This window comes from Pseudomonas sp. B21-032, assembly GCF_024748965.1.
In the GTDB taxonomy this organism is placed as follows: Bacteria; Pseudomonadota; Gammaproteobacteria; order Pseudomonadales; family Pseudomonadaceae; genus Aquipseudomonas.
This window is the reverse complement of the sequence record NZ_CP087180.1, coordinates 4,624,928-4,640,469: the sequence shown is the minus strand read 5'-3', so window position 1 is coordinate 4,640,469 and position 15,542 is coordinate 4,624,928. Positions and strand designations below refer to the sequence as shown.

Annotated in this window: 14 protein-coding genes; 2 read left to right on the top strand and 12 right to left on the bottom strand. The window is 62.3% G+C overall.

All coding sequences use genetic code 11. The features are described 5' to 3' along the window. Positions 1-12: 12 nt before the first annotated feature. The 10 genes from LOY54_RS21415 to LOY54_RS21370 all read right to left on the bottom strand — a co-directional run bounded on the left by LOY54_RS21415 (position 13) and on the right by LOY54_RS21370 (position 11,793). On the bottom strand, positions 13-1,338 hold the full coding sequence (locus LOY54_RS21415; protein ID WP_093380107.1) for a sigma-54 dependent transcriptional regulator: 1,326 nt from the start codon (positions 1,336-1,338) through the stop codon (positions 13-15). Continuing rightward, positions 1,335-3,242, bottom strand: a complete 1,908-nt coding sequence (locus LOY54_RS21410) for an ATP-binding protein (RefSeq protein ID WP_258607842.1) — start codon at positions 3,240-3,242, stop codon at positions 1,335-1,337. The genes LOY54_RS21415 and LOY54_RS21410 overlap by 4 nt, the downstream gene beginning before the upstream one ends. A 65-nt stretch (positions 3,243-3,307) precedes the next feature. Further along, positions 3,308-4,042, bottom strand: a complete 735-nt coding sequence (locus LOY54_RS21405) for an amino acid ABC transporter ATP-binding protein (RefSeq protein ID WP_045197706.1) — start codon at positions 4,040-4,042, stop codon at positions 3,308-3,310. Further along, positions 4,039-4,707 carry an amino acid ABC transporter permease gene (locus LOY54_RS21400; RefSeq protein WP_176794325.1) on the bottom strand — a complete coding sequence of 223 codons (669 nt, stop codon included), beginning with the start codon at positions 4,705-4,707 and terminating at the stop codon, positions 4,039-4,041. Before LOY54_RS21400 ends, LOY54_RS21405 begins: the two co-directional genes overlap by 4 nt. After that, entirely contained in the window at positions 4,704-5,450 is a 747-nt protein-coding gene (locus LOY54_RS21395; RefSeq protein WP_045197710.1) for an amino acid ABC transporter permease, read from the bottom strand. The genes LOY54_RS21400 and LOY54_RS21395 overlap by 4 nt, the downstream gene beginning before the upstream one ends. Positions 5,451-5,550: 100 nt before the next feature. Further along, the gene (locus LOY54_RS21390) at positions 5,551-6,483 is read right to left on the bottom strand and encodes a glutamate/aspartate ABC transporter substrate-binding protein (RefSeq protein ID WP_258607840.1); all 933 of its coding nucleotides are present in this window, start codon (positions 6,481-6,483) and stop codon (positions 5,551-5,553) included. A 287-nt stretch (positions 6,484-6,770) separates the two neighbouring features. Further along, the gene (gene glpD / locus LOY54_RS21385) at positions 6,771-8,309 is read right to left on the bottom strand and encodes a glycerol-3-phosphate dehydrogenase (RefSeq protein ID WP_258607839.1); all 1,539 of its coding nucleotides are present in this window, start codon (positions 8,307-8,309) and stop codon (positions 6,771-6,773) included. 183 nt (positions 8,310-8,492) lie between these two features. Then, the gene (locus LOY54_RS21380) at positions 8,493-9,248 is read right to left on the bottom strand and encodes a DeoR/GlpR family transcriptional regulator (RefSeq protein WP_045197716.1); all 756 of its coding nucleotides are present in this window, start codon (positions 9,246-9,248) and stop codon (positions 8,493-8,495) included. Between the two features lie 126 nt (positions 9,249-9,374). Then, entirely contained in the window at positions 9,375-10,874 is a 1,500-nt protein-coding gene (gene glpK / locus LOY54_RS21375; protein ID WP_258607837.1) for a glycerol kinase GlpK, read from the bottom strand. A 67-nt stretch (positions 10,875-10,941) separates the two neighbouring features. Continuing rightward, on the bottom strand, positions 10,942-11,793 hold the full coding sequence (locus LOY54_RS21370; protein WP_258607835.1) for an MIP/aquaporin family protein: 852 nt from the start codon (positions 11,791-11,793) through the stop codon (positions 10,942-10,944). A 283-nt stretch (positions 11,794-12,076) separates the two neighbouring features. Between LOY54_RS21370 and ybaK the strand changes: the two genes are divergently transcribed. After that, positions 12,077-12,547 (top strand): Cys-tRNA(Pro) deacylase, encoded by a 471-nt coding sequence (gene ybaK / locus LOY54_RS21365; protein WP_093380125.1) that lies wholly within the window; start codon positions 12,077-12,079, stop codon positions 12,545-12,547. Between the two features lie 93 nt (positions 12,548-12,640). Continuing rightward, complete coding sequence (locus LOY54_RS21360) at positions 12,641-13,420, top strand: PhzF family phenazine biosynthesis protein (RefSeq protein ID WP_258607833.1); 780 nt, start codon at positions 12,641-12,643, stop codon at positions 13,418-13,420. A gap of 72 nt (positions 13,421-13,492) precedes the next feature. On the opposite strand, the gene LOY54_RS21355 is transcribed toward LOY54_RS21360, so the two are convergent. After that, positions 13,493-14,602, bottom strand: a complete 1,110-nt coding sequence (locus tag LOY54_RS21355) for an ABC transporter ATP-binding protein (RefSeq protein ID WP_045197726.1) — start codon at positions 14,600-14,602, stop codon at positions 13,493-13,495. Then, positions 14,599-15,519 (bottom strand): ornithine carbamoyltransferase, encoded by a 921-nt coding sequence (argF, locus tag LOY54_RS21350; protein ID WP_045197728.1) that lies wholly within the window; start codon positions 15,517-15,519, stop codon positions 14,599-14,601. Before argF ends, LOY54_RS21355 begins: the two co-directional genes overlap by 4 nt. Between the last annotated feature and the right edge of the window lie 23 nt (positions 15,520-15,542).

The window sequence follows — 15,542 nt, the reverse complement described above, 5'->3', positions numbered from 1 at the left end:
TTCTGCGGCCGGTCAGCCCAGGCCATACTTTTTCACTTTGTCGAACAGCGTGGTCTTGGCCATGCCCAGCTCCTGGCTGGCCTGGCTGAGGTTGCCGCCGGTACGTTGCAGGGCATCGCCGAGCAGGTTGCGCTCGAAGGCCTCGACCGCTTCGGCAAAGCCCAGGCCCTGGTTGGCGCTGGCACCGGCCTTTTTGAATGCCGGCAAACCCAGGGCATAGCGCTCGGCGACGTTGCGCAGTTCGCGCACGTTGCCTGGCCAGTCGTGGGCCATCAGCCGCGACAGGGTCTGGCTGTCCAGTTGCGGGACTTCCCGGTCGAAGCGCAATGACGACTGCTGCAGGAAGTGTTCGAACAACTGCAGGATGTCTTCGCGGCGTTCGCGCAGCGGCGGCAGTTCCAGGGTCACCACGTTCAGGCGGTAATACAGGTCGCTGCGAAACTGCCCGCTCTGGCCCAGGGCGTCGAGGTCGGACTTGGTCGCGGCGATCACCCGGCAATCGACGGCGATGCTCTGGTTCGAGCCCAGGCGTTCCAGGGTGCGCTCTTGCAGCACGCGCAGCAGCTTGATCTGCAGGTTCAGCGGCATGCTTTCGACTTCGTCGAGGAACAGCGTGCCACCGTTGGCGTGCTCGATCTTGCCGATCCGGCGCTTGCCGGCGCCGGTAAAGGCGTTGGCTTCGTGGCCGAAAATCTCGCTTTCGAACAGGTTCTCCGGCAGGCCGCCGCAGTTCAGGGCCACGAACGGCGCGCCCTGGCGGCGGCTGAAATCATGCAGGCAACGGGCGACCAGTTCCTTGCCGGTGCCGGTCTCGCCCTCGATCAACACGTTGGCCGAGGTATCGGCGACGTTGGCGATCAGTTCACGCAGGTTCTGCATGGCCGGCGAGCGGCCGATGATTCGCCCTTCAAGGGTACTCTGCCCGGCCAGTTGCCGGCGCAGGGCAAACACTTCGCGGGACAGCCCGCGCTGCTCCAGGGCACGGCGCACCACTTCGACCAGGCGCTCCGGGGCGAAGGGTTTTTCCATGAAGTCGTAGGCGCCGTTGCGCATGGCGCCGACCGCCATGTCGATATCGCCGTGACCGGTGATCAGCACCACCGGCAGGCTGCGGTCGCGGGCCTTGAGGCGGCTGAGCAGTTCCAGGCCATCGATGCCGGGCAGGCGGATGTCGCTGACAACGATGCCGGCAAAGTCATCGCCGATGCGCTGCAGGGCCTCTTCGGCGCTGCCGACGCCTTCGCAGGCAATGTCCTCCAGGGCCAGCGCCTGCTGGCAGCCGAGCAGCACATGCGGGTCGTCTTCGACGATCAGGACAGTTAGGGGCGCTTGGTTCATAGGGACTCGGCTGATTCTGTGGGGGCATTGACCAGCGGCAGGCTGAGCACGAACGCAGTACCGCCGCTGGCGGGGTGTTCGACGCTGAGGCTGCCCTTGGCGGCGGCGGCGAGGCTGGCAGACAGGGTCAGGCCCAGGCCCAGGCCGTGCTCTCCCGGTTTGGTGGTGAAAAACGGTTCGAACAGGTGCTTGCGTGCTTCGTCATCGATACCGTGACCGTTGTCGCGTACGCGCAGGCGGTACTTGTCGCCCTGCAGCTCGCCTTCCAGCCACAGCTGCGGCATCGGTTGCGCGGCCATGGCATCGAGGGCGTTGCCGATCAGGTTGACCAGAATCTGCTCCAGGCGGGTCTGGTCAATGGCCAGCTTCTGGTCTTCGTAGTTGCTGTGCAACTGCAGGTGACAGCCGGCGATGCGGTTGCCCAGCACTTGCAGGCTGGCCTCGACGGCCTTGCCTAGCGAGGCCTTGCCGCTGTCTTCGCCACGGCGGGCGAAGGAGCGCAGGCTGGCGGTGATGCGGCCCATGCGGTCGATCAGGTCGTTCATGGTGCGCAGGTTGGTGCTGACGGTTTCCAGCGCGCCGCGTTCGAGGAAGCGCACGCTGTTGCCCGACAAAGTGCGCAGGGCCGCCAGCGGCTGGTTCAGTTCGTGGGCGATGCTGGTCGACATCTGGCCGATGGCGGCCAGCTTGCCGGCCTGGACCAACTCGTCCTGGGCGTGGCGCAGGGTCTGCTCGGCATGCCGGCGTTCGCGGATCTGGCCCTTGAGGCGTTCATTGCTGGCGCGCAGGTCGGCGGTGCGTTCGGCGATCTTGCGCTCCAGCTGGCTGTTGGCTTCTTCCAGCGCTTCACGGGCGGCCAGGCGCGTGGCGATCACCTTGCGCCGTTCGTTCCAGGCAATCAGCAGGATCGCCAGCAGGGCAAAGGCGACGCCGACCAGGATGCCCTGGACCATGGATTCGCGGCGCAGATCCTGCAGCGGCGTGAGCAGGGTGAAGTGCCAGGGGGTGTCGCTCAGGCGCCGGGTTTGCGCCAGGTACGCCACTTCGCGGCGGCCATCGCCGAGTTCGGCATTGGCCGGGAAGCTCAGCTTCTCGACGCCGTCGGCGATTTTCTCCCGCGACAGCGGCTCCAGTTCATTCAGCGGCCACCAGTAGTACTGCAGGCTGCGCGCCAGGCGTTCCTTGATTTCCGGGGTCAGCGGGCGCACCGACTTGAGCCGCCGTGCCGGGTCGCTGGAAAGGATGATGATGCCGTTCTCGTCGCTGACGAACGCCTCCAGGCGAGCCCGTTGCCAGCGCTCTTCCATGGCCTCAAGGCGCACCTTGATCACCGCCACGCCGATGATCTTGCCGTGTTCTTCCAGGCCGTGGGCGAGGAAATAACCCGGCTCCCCGGTGGTGCTGCCGATGCCATAAAAGCGCCCCGGCTGGCCGCGCACGGCGTCCTGGAAATAGGCGCGGAACGACAGGTCTTCGCCGAGGAAGCTATCGACATCGCGCCAGTTGCTGGTGGCCTGGACCCGGCCGCTGGTGTCGAGGACGAAGATCGCCCGGCTGCGACTGCGGCGGTTCAGGCCTTCAAGGTATTCGTTGACCGCCTGGCGGTGTTCGCCATCGGCTTCGGTGAGCAGGCTGGAAACGCTGTTTTCAAGCTCCAGCAGGCTTGGCAGGTAGGTGTACTTGCTGATCTCGCTCTCGACCGCGCGCGCGTGCAGCTCGAGCTGTCGCTCGCCGTTTTCGCTCAAGGTGCGGATGCCGTTGTGTTCGCTGATCATGAAGCCGGCCACGCCCAGGCCGATCATCAGCAGGATGATCAGTGGCGGTAACAGCAGCTGGCGAATCAGACGGGGTTTCACGGCAAGGGCAGGCTTGGCAGGGCGAAAGAGCGTAGGGTCGCATTTCATCACAGTAGCCTTGGTACGGCCAGCACGCTCTGCCGGCGTACACCGGACAGAGCGTGATGATCACCTCAGTGTTGCAGGATCTTGCTGAGGAAGTGCTGGGTACGCTCATCGCGCACGCTCTGGTCACCAAAGAACTCTTCCTTGGTGCAGTCTTCGATGATGTTGCCCTTGTCCATGAAGATCACCCGGTTGGCGACCTTGCGGGCAAAGCCCATTTCATGGGTCACGCACATCATGGTCATGCCTTCGTTGGCCAGCTGGACCATGACGTCGAGTACTTCGCTGACCATTTCCGGGTCCAGTGCCGAGGTCGGTTCGTCGAACAGCATGACGATCGGGTCCATGGCCAGGGCGCGGGCAATCGCCACACGCTGTTGCTGACCACCGGAGAGCTGGCCCGGGTGCTTGTGGGCATGCGCCGAGAGGCCGACCCGCTCAAGCAGTTGCAGGCCCTTCTTGGTGGCTTCTTCCTTGCTGCGGCCGAGCACCTTGATCTGCGCGATGGTCAGGTTTTCGGTGATGGTCAGGTGCGGGAACAGCTCGAAGTGCTGGAACACCATGCCGACCCGCGAACGCAGCTTGGGCAGGTTGGTCTTGGGGTCGGCGATCGAGGTGCCGTCGACCACGATGTCACCCTTCTGGAAGGGTTCCAAGGCGTTGACGCACTTGATCAGGGTCGATTTGCCCGAGCCCGACGGACCGCAGACGACAACCACCTCGCCTTTCTTGACCTCGGTGTTGCAGTCGGTCAGAACCTGGAAGTCCCCGTACCACTTGTTGACGTTCTTGATGGAGATCATACGGTTATCCTTTTCTGCAGACGCTTGACCAGGAAGGAAGCGGAGAAGCTGATGACGAAGTACACGGCGCCGGCAAACACCAGGAACTCGTTGGAGCGCCCGATGATGTCGCCACTGGCCCGTGCCGAGTTGAGGAAGTCGACCAGGCCGACGGTATAGACCAGCGAGGTGTCCTGGAACAGGATGATGCTCTGCTGCAGCAGCAGCGGGGTCATCTTGCGAAACGCCTGGGGCAGGATGATCAAGCGCATGGTCTGGCCGTAGGTCATGCCCAGGGCCTGGGCGGCGCCCATCTGGCCTTTGGCGATCGACTGCACACCGGCGCGGACGATTTCACAGAAATACGCCGCCTCGAACATCATGAACGCCACGACGCAGGAGGTGAACGCCCCGATCGGGGTGTCTTCGCCAGTGATCCAGCGCAGCACGAACGGTACCGCCAGGTAGAACCAGGTGATCACCAGCAGCAGCGGGATGGAGCGAAAGTAGTTGACGTAGGCGCCGGCCACGTTCGACAGCAGCTTGTTCGACGACAGGCGCATCAGGGCCAGGATGGTGCCCAGCACGATACCGCCGACAACGCCCATGACCATCAGCTGCAGGGTCATGAGCATGCCGTTCCACAGGCCCGGCAGGGCAGGAATGATTCCACTGAAGTCCATTATTTACCCCCCACGGAGATCAGGCCGGGCACGGCGACTTTCTTCTCGACCAGGCGCATCAGCAACATCAGGCCCATGTTCAGGGTGAAGTAGATCAGGGTCGCCAGGGTGAAGGCTTCAAACAGGTTGGCCGAGAACTCGGCGGTCTGTTTGGTTTGCGCCAGCAGCTCCATCAGGCCGATCAGCGAGGCCACCGAGGAGTTCTTGAACACGTTCAGAAATTCCGAGGTCAGCGGCGGAATGATGATCCGGTAGGCTTGCGGCAGCAGCACGTTCCAGTACACCTGCGGCAGGCTGAAGCCCATGGCGCGGGCGGCGGCTTCCTGGCCGCGGGGCAGCGCCTGAATGCCGGTACGCACCTGCTCGCAAACACGCGCGGCAGTGAACAGGCCCAGGCAGACGATCACGCTGATCAACGCCGAGGTGGTCGGGTTGAGGTCCTGCTTGTACCACTCCTGCAGGTTCTCTGGCAGCAGGTCGGGCACCAGGAAGTACCAGATGAACAGCTGCACCAGCAGCGGTACGTTACGAAAGAGTTCCACGTAGGCGGTGGCAATGCCCGACACCAGACGGTTTGGCACGGTACGCATGACGCCGAGTATCGAACCCAGCAGCAAGGCAATGATCCAGGCGGCGATGGCAATGGCGATGGTCCAGCCCAGGCCGGTGATGTACCAGTCCAGATAGGTTTCGCTGCCCACGCCAGTGGACTTGAAGAATACTCCCCAGTCCCAGTTGTAATTCATCGGGATCTCCCCTCAGATCAGTTTTTCACGGGCACCTTCGAGCATCCGGGGGTGCGCGAGGCACCCTCGGATGAAAGGTTAGACACTAACTAGCTGGGGATCAGGACTTCTTTTCGTCTGCAGCTTTGTCGGTTGGTTCGGCGATCAGCTTCTTGAGTTCGTCGCTCATCTTGAACTGCAGGTTCAGGCCTTTAGGTGGCACTGGCTGGTTGAACCACTTGTCGTAGATCTTGTTGATCTCGCCCGACTTGTAGAGGGCAACGATGGCATCGTCGACGGCTTTCTTGAACGCAGGATCGTCCTTGCGGACCATGCAGCCGTAGATTTCATAGGACTGCGGGGTGCCGACAATTGCCCAGCCCTTCGGGTTCTTGGCCTTGGCCATTTCACCGGCGAGCAGTGCGTCGTCCATCATGAAAGCCACGGCACGGCCGGATTCAAGCATCTGGAACGACTCGCCATGATCTTTGGCCGAGATGACGTTCATCTTCATCTGCTTGTCGGCGTTCATGGCCTTGAGGATGCGCTCGGAAGTGGTACCGGCGGTGGTAACCACGTTCTTGCCGGCCAGGTCCGCGAAGTCTTTGTACTTGGCGTTTTCCGGCTTGCCGTCTTCTGCTTTGGTCAGCAGGCGGGTGCCCACCTCGAAGATACCGACCGAGAAGTCGACCTGCTGCTGGCGCTCGACGTTGTTGGTGGTCGAGCCGCACTCGACGTCAACGGTGCCGTTCTGGACCAGCGGGATACGGGTCTGGGAGGTGACGAGGTTGTATTTGACCTTCAGGTCCGGCTTGTTCAGGTCCTTTTTCAGGGCCTCGACGATTGCCAGCTGGATGTCATGGGAATAACCGACGGGTTTGCCCGAAGCGTCGGCGATGTAGGAGAACGGAATGGAAGCGTCGCGGTGCCCCAGGGTAATGGTGCCCGACTCGTTGATCTTTTTCAGGGTGCCGGTCAGTTCGGCAGCGAAGGCTGGCGCGCTGATCAAAGCGGCCGCAACAGCGGCGCCCAACAGATGGGGAACGATACGCATCAAAATTTCCTCGACGTTGTTTTTTTTATGGAGCCGTTGGCCGGCTCTTTCGTTCAGCGAACACTGCAGTGAAGCGTTTTGCGCATTCGGGTACTGAGTGTAGAGCATGACTCGTGCCAAGCCCTGATTTCGATCATAACGCCATGAAAAATCGGGGGATTAATCTTTTTTGACGGTTTGCGGAAGGTAGGATTCGTCCGGATGGCCGAATGGGAGGGTGTTTAGTGTTCGGAAATCCGAATGGGTGAGTTCATCGCGAGGCTTTGCCCCGCGATGATGTTCAGCGATCAGGCCGCCTGAACCCGCGCGCGGTTCAGTTCCAGGCGCTGCAGGTAATCCTGCAACGCCTGTTGTTCGGCGGCGGTGGTGAACAGCCCCAGCTTGCTCCGGCGCCAGAGGATGTCGTCGGCATTCACCGCCCATTCCTCGCTGCACAGGTAATCCACCTCGCGGGTGAACAAGCCGCCGCCAATCGCCTCACCCAGGTCTTGCGGGCCCTGTACGCCTTCGAGCAGGCGCCAGACGCGGCTACCGTAGGTGCGTGCCCAGCGCTTGGCAATCTCCACCGGCAACCAGCCACAGCGGGCCAGGATGGCATCCACCAGCGCCTGCGGGGTGCTCATGTCTTCACCGCCCGGCAGGGGAGCGGTGGCGGTCCAGCTGCCGCGCATCTGGGTGAAGAACGGCGCCAGTTCGCTCATGGCCGACTCGGCCAGTTTACGGTAGGTGGTCAGCTTGCCGCCGAACACCGACAGCAGCGGTGCTTCGCCGGTGCTGGCCGACAGCGCCAGGGTGTAGTCGCGGGTAACGGCCGACGGGTTGTCGGATTCGTCGTTGCACAGTGGGCGAACACCGGCATAAGTGTGGAGGATATCGGCGCGGCTGAGCTGGTGGTTGAAGTGCTCGTTGACCACTTTCAGCAGGTAATCGGTCTCGCCCTCGGTGATAGCTACCTTGGCCGGGTCGCCGGTGTACTCGCGGTCGGTGGTGCCGATCAGGGTGAAGCGTTCCAGATACGGAATGGCGAAGACGATGCGCTGGTCTTCGTTCTGCAGAATGTAGGCATGTTCGCCGTCGTACAGTTTTGGCACGATCAGGTGGCTGCCCTGAATCAGGCGGATGCCGTACGGTGCATCGAGCTTGAGGTCGTCCTGGATAAACTTGGCCACCCACGGGCCCGCGGCATTGACCAGGGCGCGGGCCTTGATCGACTGCTGGCTGCCATCGGCGTTTTCCAGTTGCACGTTCCACACCCCATCGACCCGGCGGGCGCTGATGCAGCGCGTGCGGGTACGGATGTCGGCGCCTTTTTCGCGGGCGGCCATGGCGTTGAGCACCACCAGGCGGGCGTCATCGACGGCGCAGTCGGCATATTCGAAGCCACGGGTAATCGCCGGTTTGAGCGGGTTGCCCGGGCCAAAACGCAGGCTGCGCGACGCACCGAGCTGCTTGCGCTTGCCCAGGTTGTCGTAGAGGAACAGGCCGGCGCGGATCATCCAGGCCGGGCGCAGGTGCGGGCGGTGCGGCAGCACGAAGCGCATCGGTTTGACGATGTGCGGCGCCTTGGCCAGCAGTACTTCGCGCTCGGCCAGCGCCTCACGCACCAGGCGGAACTCGTAATGTTCGAGGTAGCGCAGGCCACCGTGGATCAGCTTGCTGCTGGCCGAGGAGGTATGGCTGGCCAGGTCGTCCTTTTCGCAAAGGAACACCGAAAGACCGCGTCCGGCTGCATCGGCGGCAATCCCCACACCGTTGATGCCGCCGCCGATTACGGCGAGGTCATAGATTTCGGCAAGGGCGGGCGATGGCAAGCTGGATTGGGACACGGGTGGCCTCCTGAAGGTCTTTCTGGCATCGAATCTGAACATTAATGTTCACTTTCGAAAATACTAGCGCAACAGAATGCGGCTCGCCAGTCACTTCCCATAGAAAATACTGATCAGATGACAAATAAATGAAAAATAACGAACATTCGAGCTGCCACCGTTGCGGTGGCAGCGTGCGCCGGCTCAGACCACTTCGAGGCGGATCTTGTACTGGTTGAGCAATTGGCTGAGGGCGGGGACCGGCGCCTGGTCGGTCACCAGGCAGTCGATCAGGCTGATCGAGCCCAGGCGCACCATGGCGTTACGGCCGAACTTGCTCGAGTCGGCGGCCAGGATCACCTGGCGGGCATTGGCGATGATCGCCTGGGAGACACGCACTTCCTGGTAGTCGAAGTCCAGCAGGCTGCCGTCTTCGTCGATGCCGCTGATACCGACCAGGGCGAAATCGACCTTGAACTGGTTGATGAAGTCGACACTGGCCTGGCCGACCACGCCGCCGTCACGGCGCACGTTGCCGCCGGCCAGCAACACTTCGAAATCGTCCTTGGCACTGAGGATCGACGCCACGTGCAGGTTGTTGGTGATGATTTTCAGGTGGTTGTGGTTGAGCAGGGCGCGGGCGATGGATTCGGTAGTGGTACCGATATTGATGAACAGCGAAGCGTGGTCGGGAATCTGCGCGGCAATCGCTTCGGCGATGCGCTGCTTTTCATCGCGCATCTGGTCGGCGCGCATGGCATAGGCGGTGTTTTCGATGCTGGAATCGTAGGCCGCGCCCCCGTGGTAGCGGCGCAGCAGGTTGACCTCCGCCAGCTGGTTGATATCACGGCGAATGGTTTGCGGGGTAACGACGAACAGCTGCGCCATTTCTTCGATACTGACATAGCCGCGTTCGCGGACCAGCTCGAGGATTTGTTGTTGGCGAGGGGGCAGATTCATGGGCGGTCCTTTGGGGCAGCCGGGCAAATTGCGCCATGAAAACAGCTCAAGCTACAAGCTGCAAGCCACAAGATGATTCGCGTCTTACGCACTTGCAGCTTGTAGCTTACAGCTTGCGTCTACTGCTTACTCTTCGTGCGGTTCCCAGTCGCGGGTGCGATCCACCGCCTTCAGCCAACCGGCATACAGCTTCTCTTTGGCCACTTCGTCCAGTTGCGGAGTGAACTCGCGCTCGATGATGGCCTTGCCGCGCAGTTCATCCAGGCCGCTCCAGAAACCGCAGGCCAGGCCCGCCAGGTAGGCGGCGCCGAGGGCGGTGGTTTCGCGCATTTGCGGGCGCTCGACACAAGTGCCGAGGATGTCGGCCTGGAACTGCATGAGGAAATTGTTGGCGACAGCGCCGCCGTCAACCCGCAGTTCGCTCAGGCGCTGGCCGCAATCCTGCTGCATGGCGTCGAGCACGTCGCGGGTCTGGTAGGCGATCGACTCCAGCGCTGCGCGGATGATGTGATCGACCTTGACCCCGCGGGTCAGGCCAAACAGCGCGCCGCGGGCGTACGGGTCCCAGTACGGAGCGCCGAGACCGGTGAAGGCCGGCACCAGGTATACGCCGTTGCTGTCCTTGACCTTGCTGGCGAAGTACTCGGTGTCGTGGGCATCGTTGACGATCTTCAGTTCGTCACGCAGCCACTGAACGGTAGAGCCGCCGTTGAACACCGCGCCTTCCAGGGCGTAGGCCACTTCGCCGCGCGGGCCGCAGGCGATGGTGGTGAGCAGGCCGTGGGAGGAGGTCACGGCCTTGTCGCCGGTGTTCATCAGCAGGAAACAGCCGGTGCCGTAGGTGTTCTTGGCCTGGCCGGGCTCCACGCACATCTGGCCGAACAGCGCGGCCTGCTGGTCGCCAGCGATACCGGCAATGGCGATACCGCTCTTGGTGCGGCCGTAGACTTCCGAAGAGCTGCGCACCTCGGGCAGCATCTGCCGCGGGATGTTCAGCACCTGGAGCATCTTCTCGTCCCACTCCAGGGTGTGGATGTTGAAGAGCATGGTGCGCGAGGCGTTGGTGTAGTCGGTGACGTGCACTTTGCCGCCGGAGAATTTCCAGATCAGCCAGCTGTCGACGGTGCCGAACAGCAGGTCGCCACGCTCGGCGCGCTCGCGGGCGCCTTCAACGTTGTCGAGAATCCACTTGAGCTTGGTGCCGGAGAAGTACGGGTCGGTGACCAGGCCGGTGGTTTCGCGGATGTAGTCCTGCAGGCCGTCACGCTTGAGTTGCTCGCAGATCTCGGTGCTGCGCCGGCATTGCCAGACGATGGCGTTGTACACCGGGCGGCCGGTTTCCTTGTCCCAGACCACGGTGGTTTCACGCTGGTTGGTGATACCGATGGCGGCTACCTGGTCATGGCTCAGGCCAGCCTGGGCCAGGGCTTCGACCATGGTCGCGCTCTGGGTGGCGAAGATTTCCATCGGGTCGTGCTCGACCCAGCCGGCTTGAGGGTAATGCTGTGCGAATTCGCGCTGCGAGGTGCCAACCACGTTGGCATCACGGTCGAAAATGATGGCCCGCGAACTGGTCGTGCCCTGGTCCAGGGCAATGATGTAGTTCTTGTTCTGGGTGTCTGTCATGTCGTTGGCCTTGCACTAAATGGGGTAGAGATCAGGGCGCGGCGAGCCTGGCTCGCCACCGCAGGCATCAGGATGCCTGGGTCTTGCCCTGAGGGTTGGCGTCGGTCTGGGCGTTTTCGCTCTCGGCAACCGGCAGGTTGCGGGCGATCACACCGCGGTACAGGGCGGCCCCAAGGCTCGCTCCTATGATCGGCGCAAAAATCGGAATCAGGAAATAGGGAATATCACGACCGCCAGTAAAGGCGACTTCGCCCCAGCCGGCGAGGAAAGTCATCAGCTTGGGCCCGAAGTCCCGCGCCGGGTTCATCGCAAAGCCGGTCAGCGGGCCCATGGCGCTGCCAATCACGGCGATCAGCAGGCCGATCAGCAGGGGCGCCATGGCACCACGCGGCAAGCCGTTGTTGTCGTCGGTCAGGGCCATGATCACCGCCATCAACACGGCGGTGATGATCACTTCGACCAGGAAGGCCTGGCCGGTGGACAGCGCCGGGTGCGGGTAGGTGGAAAACACCGAGGCCAGCTCAAGGCTGGCCTGGCTGCCGCGGATCATTGCGTGGGCCTGTTCGAAATCGAAGAACAGGTTGCTGTACAGCGTGTAAACCAACGCCGCGCCACAGAAGGCGCCGGCGATCTGGGCAACGATGTAGAACGGTAGTTTGTGCTTCTCGAAACCGGCGAACAGGCACAGGGCGATGCTCACGGCCGGGTTCAGGTGCGCGCCGGACACCCCGGCGGTGAGGTAAATCGCCATGCTCACGCCGACGCCCCAGATGATGCTGATTTCCCACAGGCCGAAGCTGGCACCCGCCACCTTGAGCGCAGCAACGCAGCCGGTGCCGAAAAAGATCAGCAGTGCGGTGCCGAGAAATTCGGCCATGCACTGGCTTGAAAGTGTTGGTTGTCGCAGAGCAGTCGTCATTCGTTACCTCGGTTCTTGTTGTTGTGAGGCGCAGTGAGCGCTCGACAAAAACCCGACAGAAATCCCCATTTCGGTCGGGCGGCGGCAGGAAATGCACCTTATCGGGGCACAGCTATATTCAGAATCGAAAAAATATAGACAAGAAACGCTTATGTCAAAGGTCGAAAGTGAACCACCGTTCACAATCTGACTATTGGCGGCGCTGATGGGCGTTGGTTGCGCCTGGACTTTTGCCCTAAAGTAACCGGCGAAATGGCATTCACCCTTCTGCTTGGAGTCCTGCATGACCCCCGCCCTGGATCTGCTGAAAAAGGTTCGCGCCGAACACCACATCCACAGTTACGAACATGATCCCAAGGCTGCGTCCTACGGCCTGGAGGCGGCGGAAAAGCTCAACCTAGAGCCTGCACGGGTGTTCAAGACCTTGCTCGCCTGCAGCGAAAAGGGTGAGTTGCTGGTAGCGGTAGTGCCGGTAGTCGGTAGTCTGGATCTGAAAGGCCTGGCCCATGCGGCCGGGGTGAAGAAGTGCGAGATGGCCGATCCGGCGGCGGCGCAGCGTTCGACCGGTTACCTGTTGGGCGGGATCAGCCCCTTGGGGCAGAAAAAGCGCCTGCGCACTTTTATTGATGAAACCGCTCAAACCTTTGAAACAATTTTCGTCAGCGCTGGCCGCCGCGGCCTGGAAGTCGAGCTAGCTGCGGCAGTGCTGGCCGAGCATACCCAGGGTAAATTCGCCGCCATTGGCCGCGACTGACATCTGTATGCTCAAAATCGCTTGATTCTGTCTCTGTCGGCCGAGGCTGTCTGGCGGGCATGCTCTGCGGCCCGCCACTCTGAGATTCACCTCATGCCGCTTGAATTCCATCAGGTCGATGCCTTCAGCGACCGTCCTTTCGCCGGCAACCCGGCCATGGTCTATCGCCTCGACAGCTGGCTCGCCGATGAGCTGATGCAGCAGATTGCCGCCGAACACAACCTGGCCGAGACCGCGTTCGTCGTCCCCCATGCCGAAGGCTGGCAGATCCGCTGGTTTACCCCGAGCACCGAAGTGCCGCTGTGTGGCCATGCAACCCTGGCCAGCGCTCATGTGCTGTGGGAGGTCTATAAAGAGCCGGGTGAGCGCTTGTTGTTCCAGAGCAAGTCCGGTCCGCTGAGCGTCAGCCGTGACGGTCCGCGCCTGCAACTGGATTTCCCTCGCGTCGAGCCACAGCCGTTGAATGAAACGGTAGCGGTGGCCGAAGCACTGGGCTGCCCGGTGCTGGAAGTGTGGAAAACCAGTGAGCTGCTGGTTCGGGTCGAATCCGAGCAGGTGTTGCGTGCCTGTACCCCGGACATGACGGCACTGGCGCAATTGCCGGGGCTGGGGGTGATCGTTACCGCGCCGGGTATCGAACACGATTTTGTTTCGCGCTACTTTGCGCCGGGTATCGGCATTCCTGAAGATCCGGTGACCGGCTCTACCCATTGCAGCCTGATCCCGTACTGGGCGCAGCGCCTGGGCAAGAGTCAGCTGCGGGCGTTCCAGTGTTCGAGTCGCGGCGGCGAATTGTTCTGCCGGCTGGAAGGGGAGCGGGTGAAGATTGGTGGGTATGCCAGGCTGGTGGCCAGTGGGACTTTGATGCTTTGAAAGCATCGCGGGGCAAGCCAGCGCCTACATTGACCTTTGTAGGAGCGGGCTTGCCCCGCGATTGGCCCTGCATCAGACCGCCGAGCTATACCGCCGAACGCCGTTCTCCGGCACCGGCAACTGCGCTGCGACACTGCCAGGCACGGCAAACACCACCAGGTGATCCGCCGCCACTTCGATCCCCACTTCGCTGCCGACCTGATGGTCATTGTGGCTCGGGAAAATCGCTTCCAGCTGGCTGCCGGTCGGCAGTTGCAGGCGGTAGAGGGTCGAGGCGCCGAGGAAACTCTTGCCGACGATCAGCGCTTTGAGCTCGCTGTCCGGTGCATGAATGATGTCGTCCGGACGCAGCAGCACATCCACGGCGCTGCCGGGCGTCAGGGTATAGGCGCGGTTGCCGCGCAGCTCGCCGAGCTCGGTGCGTACCGACTCCGGGCTGGTCAGCTGGCCACGAATGAAATAGCCCTGGCCAATGAAGCTGGCCACGAACGGTGTCAGTGGTTCGTGGTAGAGGTTGTAGGGGGTATCCCACTGCTCCAGACGACCTTCCTTGAACACCCCGACGTGGTCGCTGACGGCAAAGGCTTCTTCCTGGTCGTGGGTGACCAGGATTGCGCTGGTGCCGCGGCTTTTGAGGATGTCGCGCACCTCGTGGCTCAGGCGTCGGCGCAGCTCGACATCGAGGTTGGAGAACGGCTCGTCGAGCAGCAGCAGTTGCGGCTCGGGCGCCAGCGCGCGGGCCAGGGCCACACGTTGCTGCTGGCCACCGGAAAGCTCGTGCGGGTAGCGTTTGCCCAGGCCGCCGAGCTTGACCAGCTCGAGCATCTCGTCGACCACCTGGCGCTGCTGCGGGTGCTTGCCGATGCCGAAGGCGATGTTCTCGGCCACAGTCAGGTGCGGGAACAGCGCGTAGTCCTGGAACACCATGCCAATCCGGCGTTTCTCCGGTGCCAGGGTGAACCCGGCTTTGGAGATGACTTCGCCGCCCAGCTGGATTTCGCCCTCGTGCACCGGCTCGAAACCGGCGATGGCGCGCAGGGTGGTGGTCTTGCCGCAGCCGGAGGAGCCCAGCAGACAACCGATGTCGCCGGCGTTCAGGTGCAGGTTGAGGTTCTGGACGATGCGCTGCTCGCCATAGCCACAGGCGAGCTCGCGCAGGTTAAGCAGTAAAGGTTGACTCATGCGTGGTGATAGGCCGGTTCAACAAGAAATTCGAGAAGCGCCTTCTGTGCATGCAAGCGGTTTTCGGCCTGGTCCCAGGCGACCGAACGGGGGTCGTCGAGCAGGTCCAGGCTGATTTCCTCGCCGCGATGGGCGGGCAGGCAGTGCATGAACAGGGCATCGGGTGCTGCCAGGTCGAGCAGTTCGCGGGTTACCTGGTAAGGCGCGAACAAGGCCAGGCGCCGTGCAGTTTCCTCTTCCTGACCCATGGAAGTCCAGACATCGGTGCTCACCAGGTGGGCGCCCTGCAGGGCTTCTTTGGGTTCACGGAAGATTTGCACGCGGTCACCGGCCTGGGCCAGGAATTGCGGATTGGGCTCGAATTCGGCCGGGCAGGCGATGCGCAGCTGGAAGTCGAACTGGATGGCCGCTTCTATATAGCTGTTGCACATGTTGTTGCCGTCGCCGATCCAGGCCACGGTCTTGCCCTGGATGGCGCCGCGGTGCTCGAGGAAGGTCTGCATGTCGGCCAGCAACTGGCACGGGTGCAGATCGTCGGACAGGCCGTTGATCACCGGTACGCGCGAATTGGCGGCGAATTCGGTCAGGGTGCTGTGGGCAAAGGTGCGGATCATCACCGCATCGAGCATGCGCGACATGACGATGGCGCAATCGCCGATCGGCTCGCCGCGGCCCAGCTGGGTGTCCCGTGGCGAGAGGAAGATGGCCTGGCCGCCGAGCTGGATCATGCCGGCTTCGAACGACAGGCGGGTGCGGGTCGAGGACTTCTCGAAGATCATCCCCAGCACGCGGTTTTTCAGCGGTTCGAACAGTACGCCGCGGTTACGCAGGTCCTTCAGCTCGATACCTCGACGGATCACACTGAGCAGTTCTTCGGGTGTGAAATCCATCAGGGAGAGAAAGTGCCTAGCGCTCATGTTTGACTACCTTTTTGCAACAG

Bases quoted from the DNA above. Each gene is read 5' to 3' on its own strand.
- ybaK (WP_093380125.1), top strand. From the start codon at position 12,077: ATGACCCCCGCCCTGGATCTGCTGAAAAAGGTTCGCGCCGAACACCAC.
- LOY54_RS21355 (WP_045197726.1), bottom strand. From the start codon at position 14,602: ATGAGTCAACCTTTACTGCTTAACCTGCGCGAGCTCGCCTGTGGCTAT.
- LOY54_RS21380 (WP_045197716.1), bottom strand. From the start codon at position 9,248: ATGAATCTGCCCCCTCGCCAACAACAAATCCTCGAGCTGGTCCGCGAA.
- LOY54_RS21390 (WP_258607840.1), bottom strand. From the start codon at position 6,483: ATGCGTATCGTTCCCCATCTGTTGGGCGCCGCTGTTGCGGCCGCTTTG.
- LOY54_RS21370 (WP_258607835.1), bottom strand. From the start codon at position 11,793: ATGACGACTGCTCTGCGACAACCAACACTTTCAAGCCAGTGCATGGCC.
- LOY54_RS21360 (WP_258607833.1), top strand. From the start codon at position 12,641: ATGCCGCTTGAATTCCATCAGGTCGATGCCTTCAGCGACCGTCCTTTC.
- glpK (WP_258607837.1), bottom strand. From the start codon at position 10,874: ATGACAGACACCCAGAACAAGAACTACATCATTGCCCTGGACCAGGGC.
- LOY54_RS21395 (WP_045197710.1), bottom strand. From the start codon at position 5,450: ATGAATTACAACTGGGACTGGGGAGTATTCTTCAAGTCCACTGGCGTG.
- LOY54_RS21410 (WP_258607842.1), bottom strand. From the start codon at position 3,242: ATGAAATGCGACCCTACGCTCTTTCGCCCTGCCAAGCCTGCCCTTGCC.
- argF (WP_045197728.1), bottom strand. From the start codon at position 15,519: ATGAGCGCTAGGCACTTTCTCTCCCTGATGGATTTCACACCCGAAGAA.
- LOY54_RS21415 (WP_093380107.1), bottom strand. From the start codon at position 1,338: ATGAACCAAGCGCCCCTAACTGTCCTGATCGTCGAAGACGACCCGCAT.
- LOY54_RS21405 (WP_045197706.1), bottom strand. From the start codon at position 4,042: ATGATCTCCATCAAGAACGTCAACAAGTGGTACGGGGACTTCCAGGTT.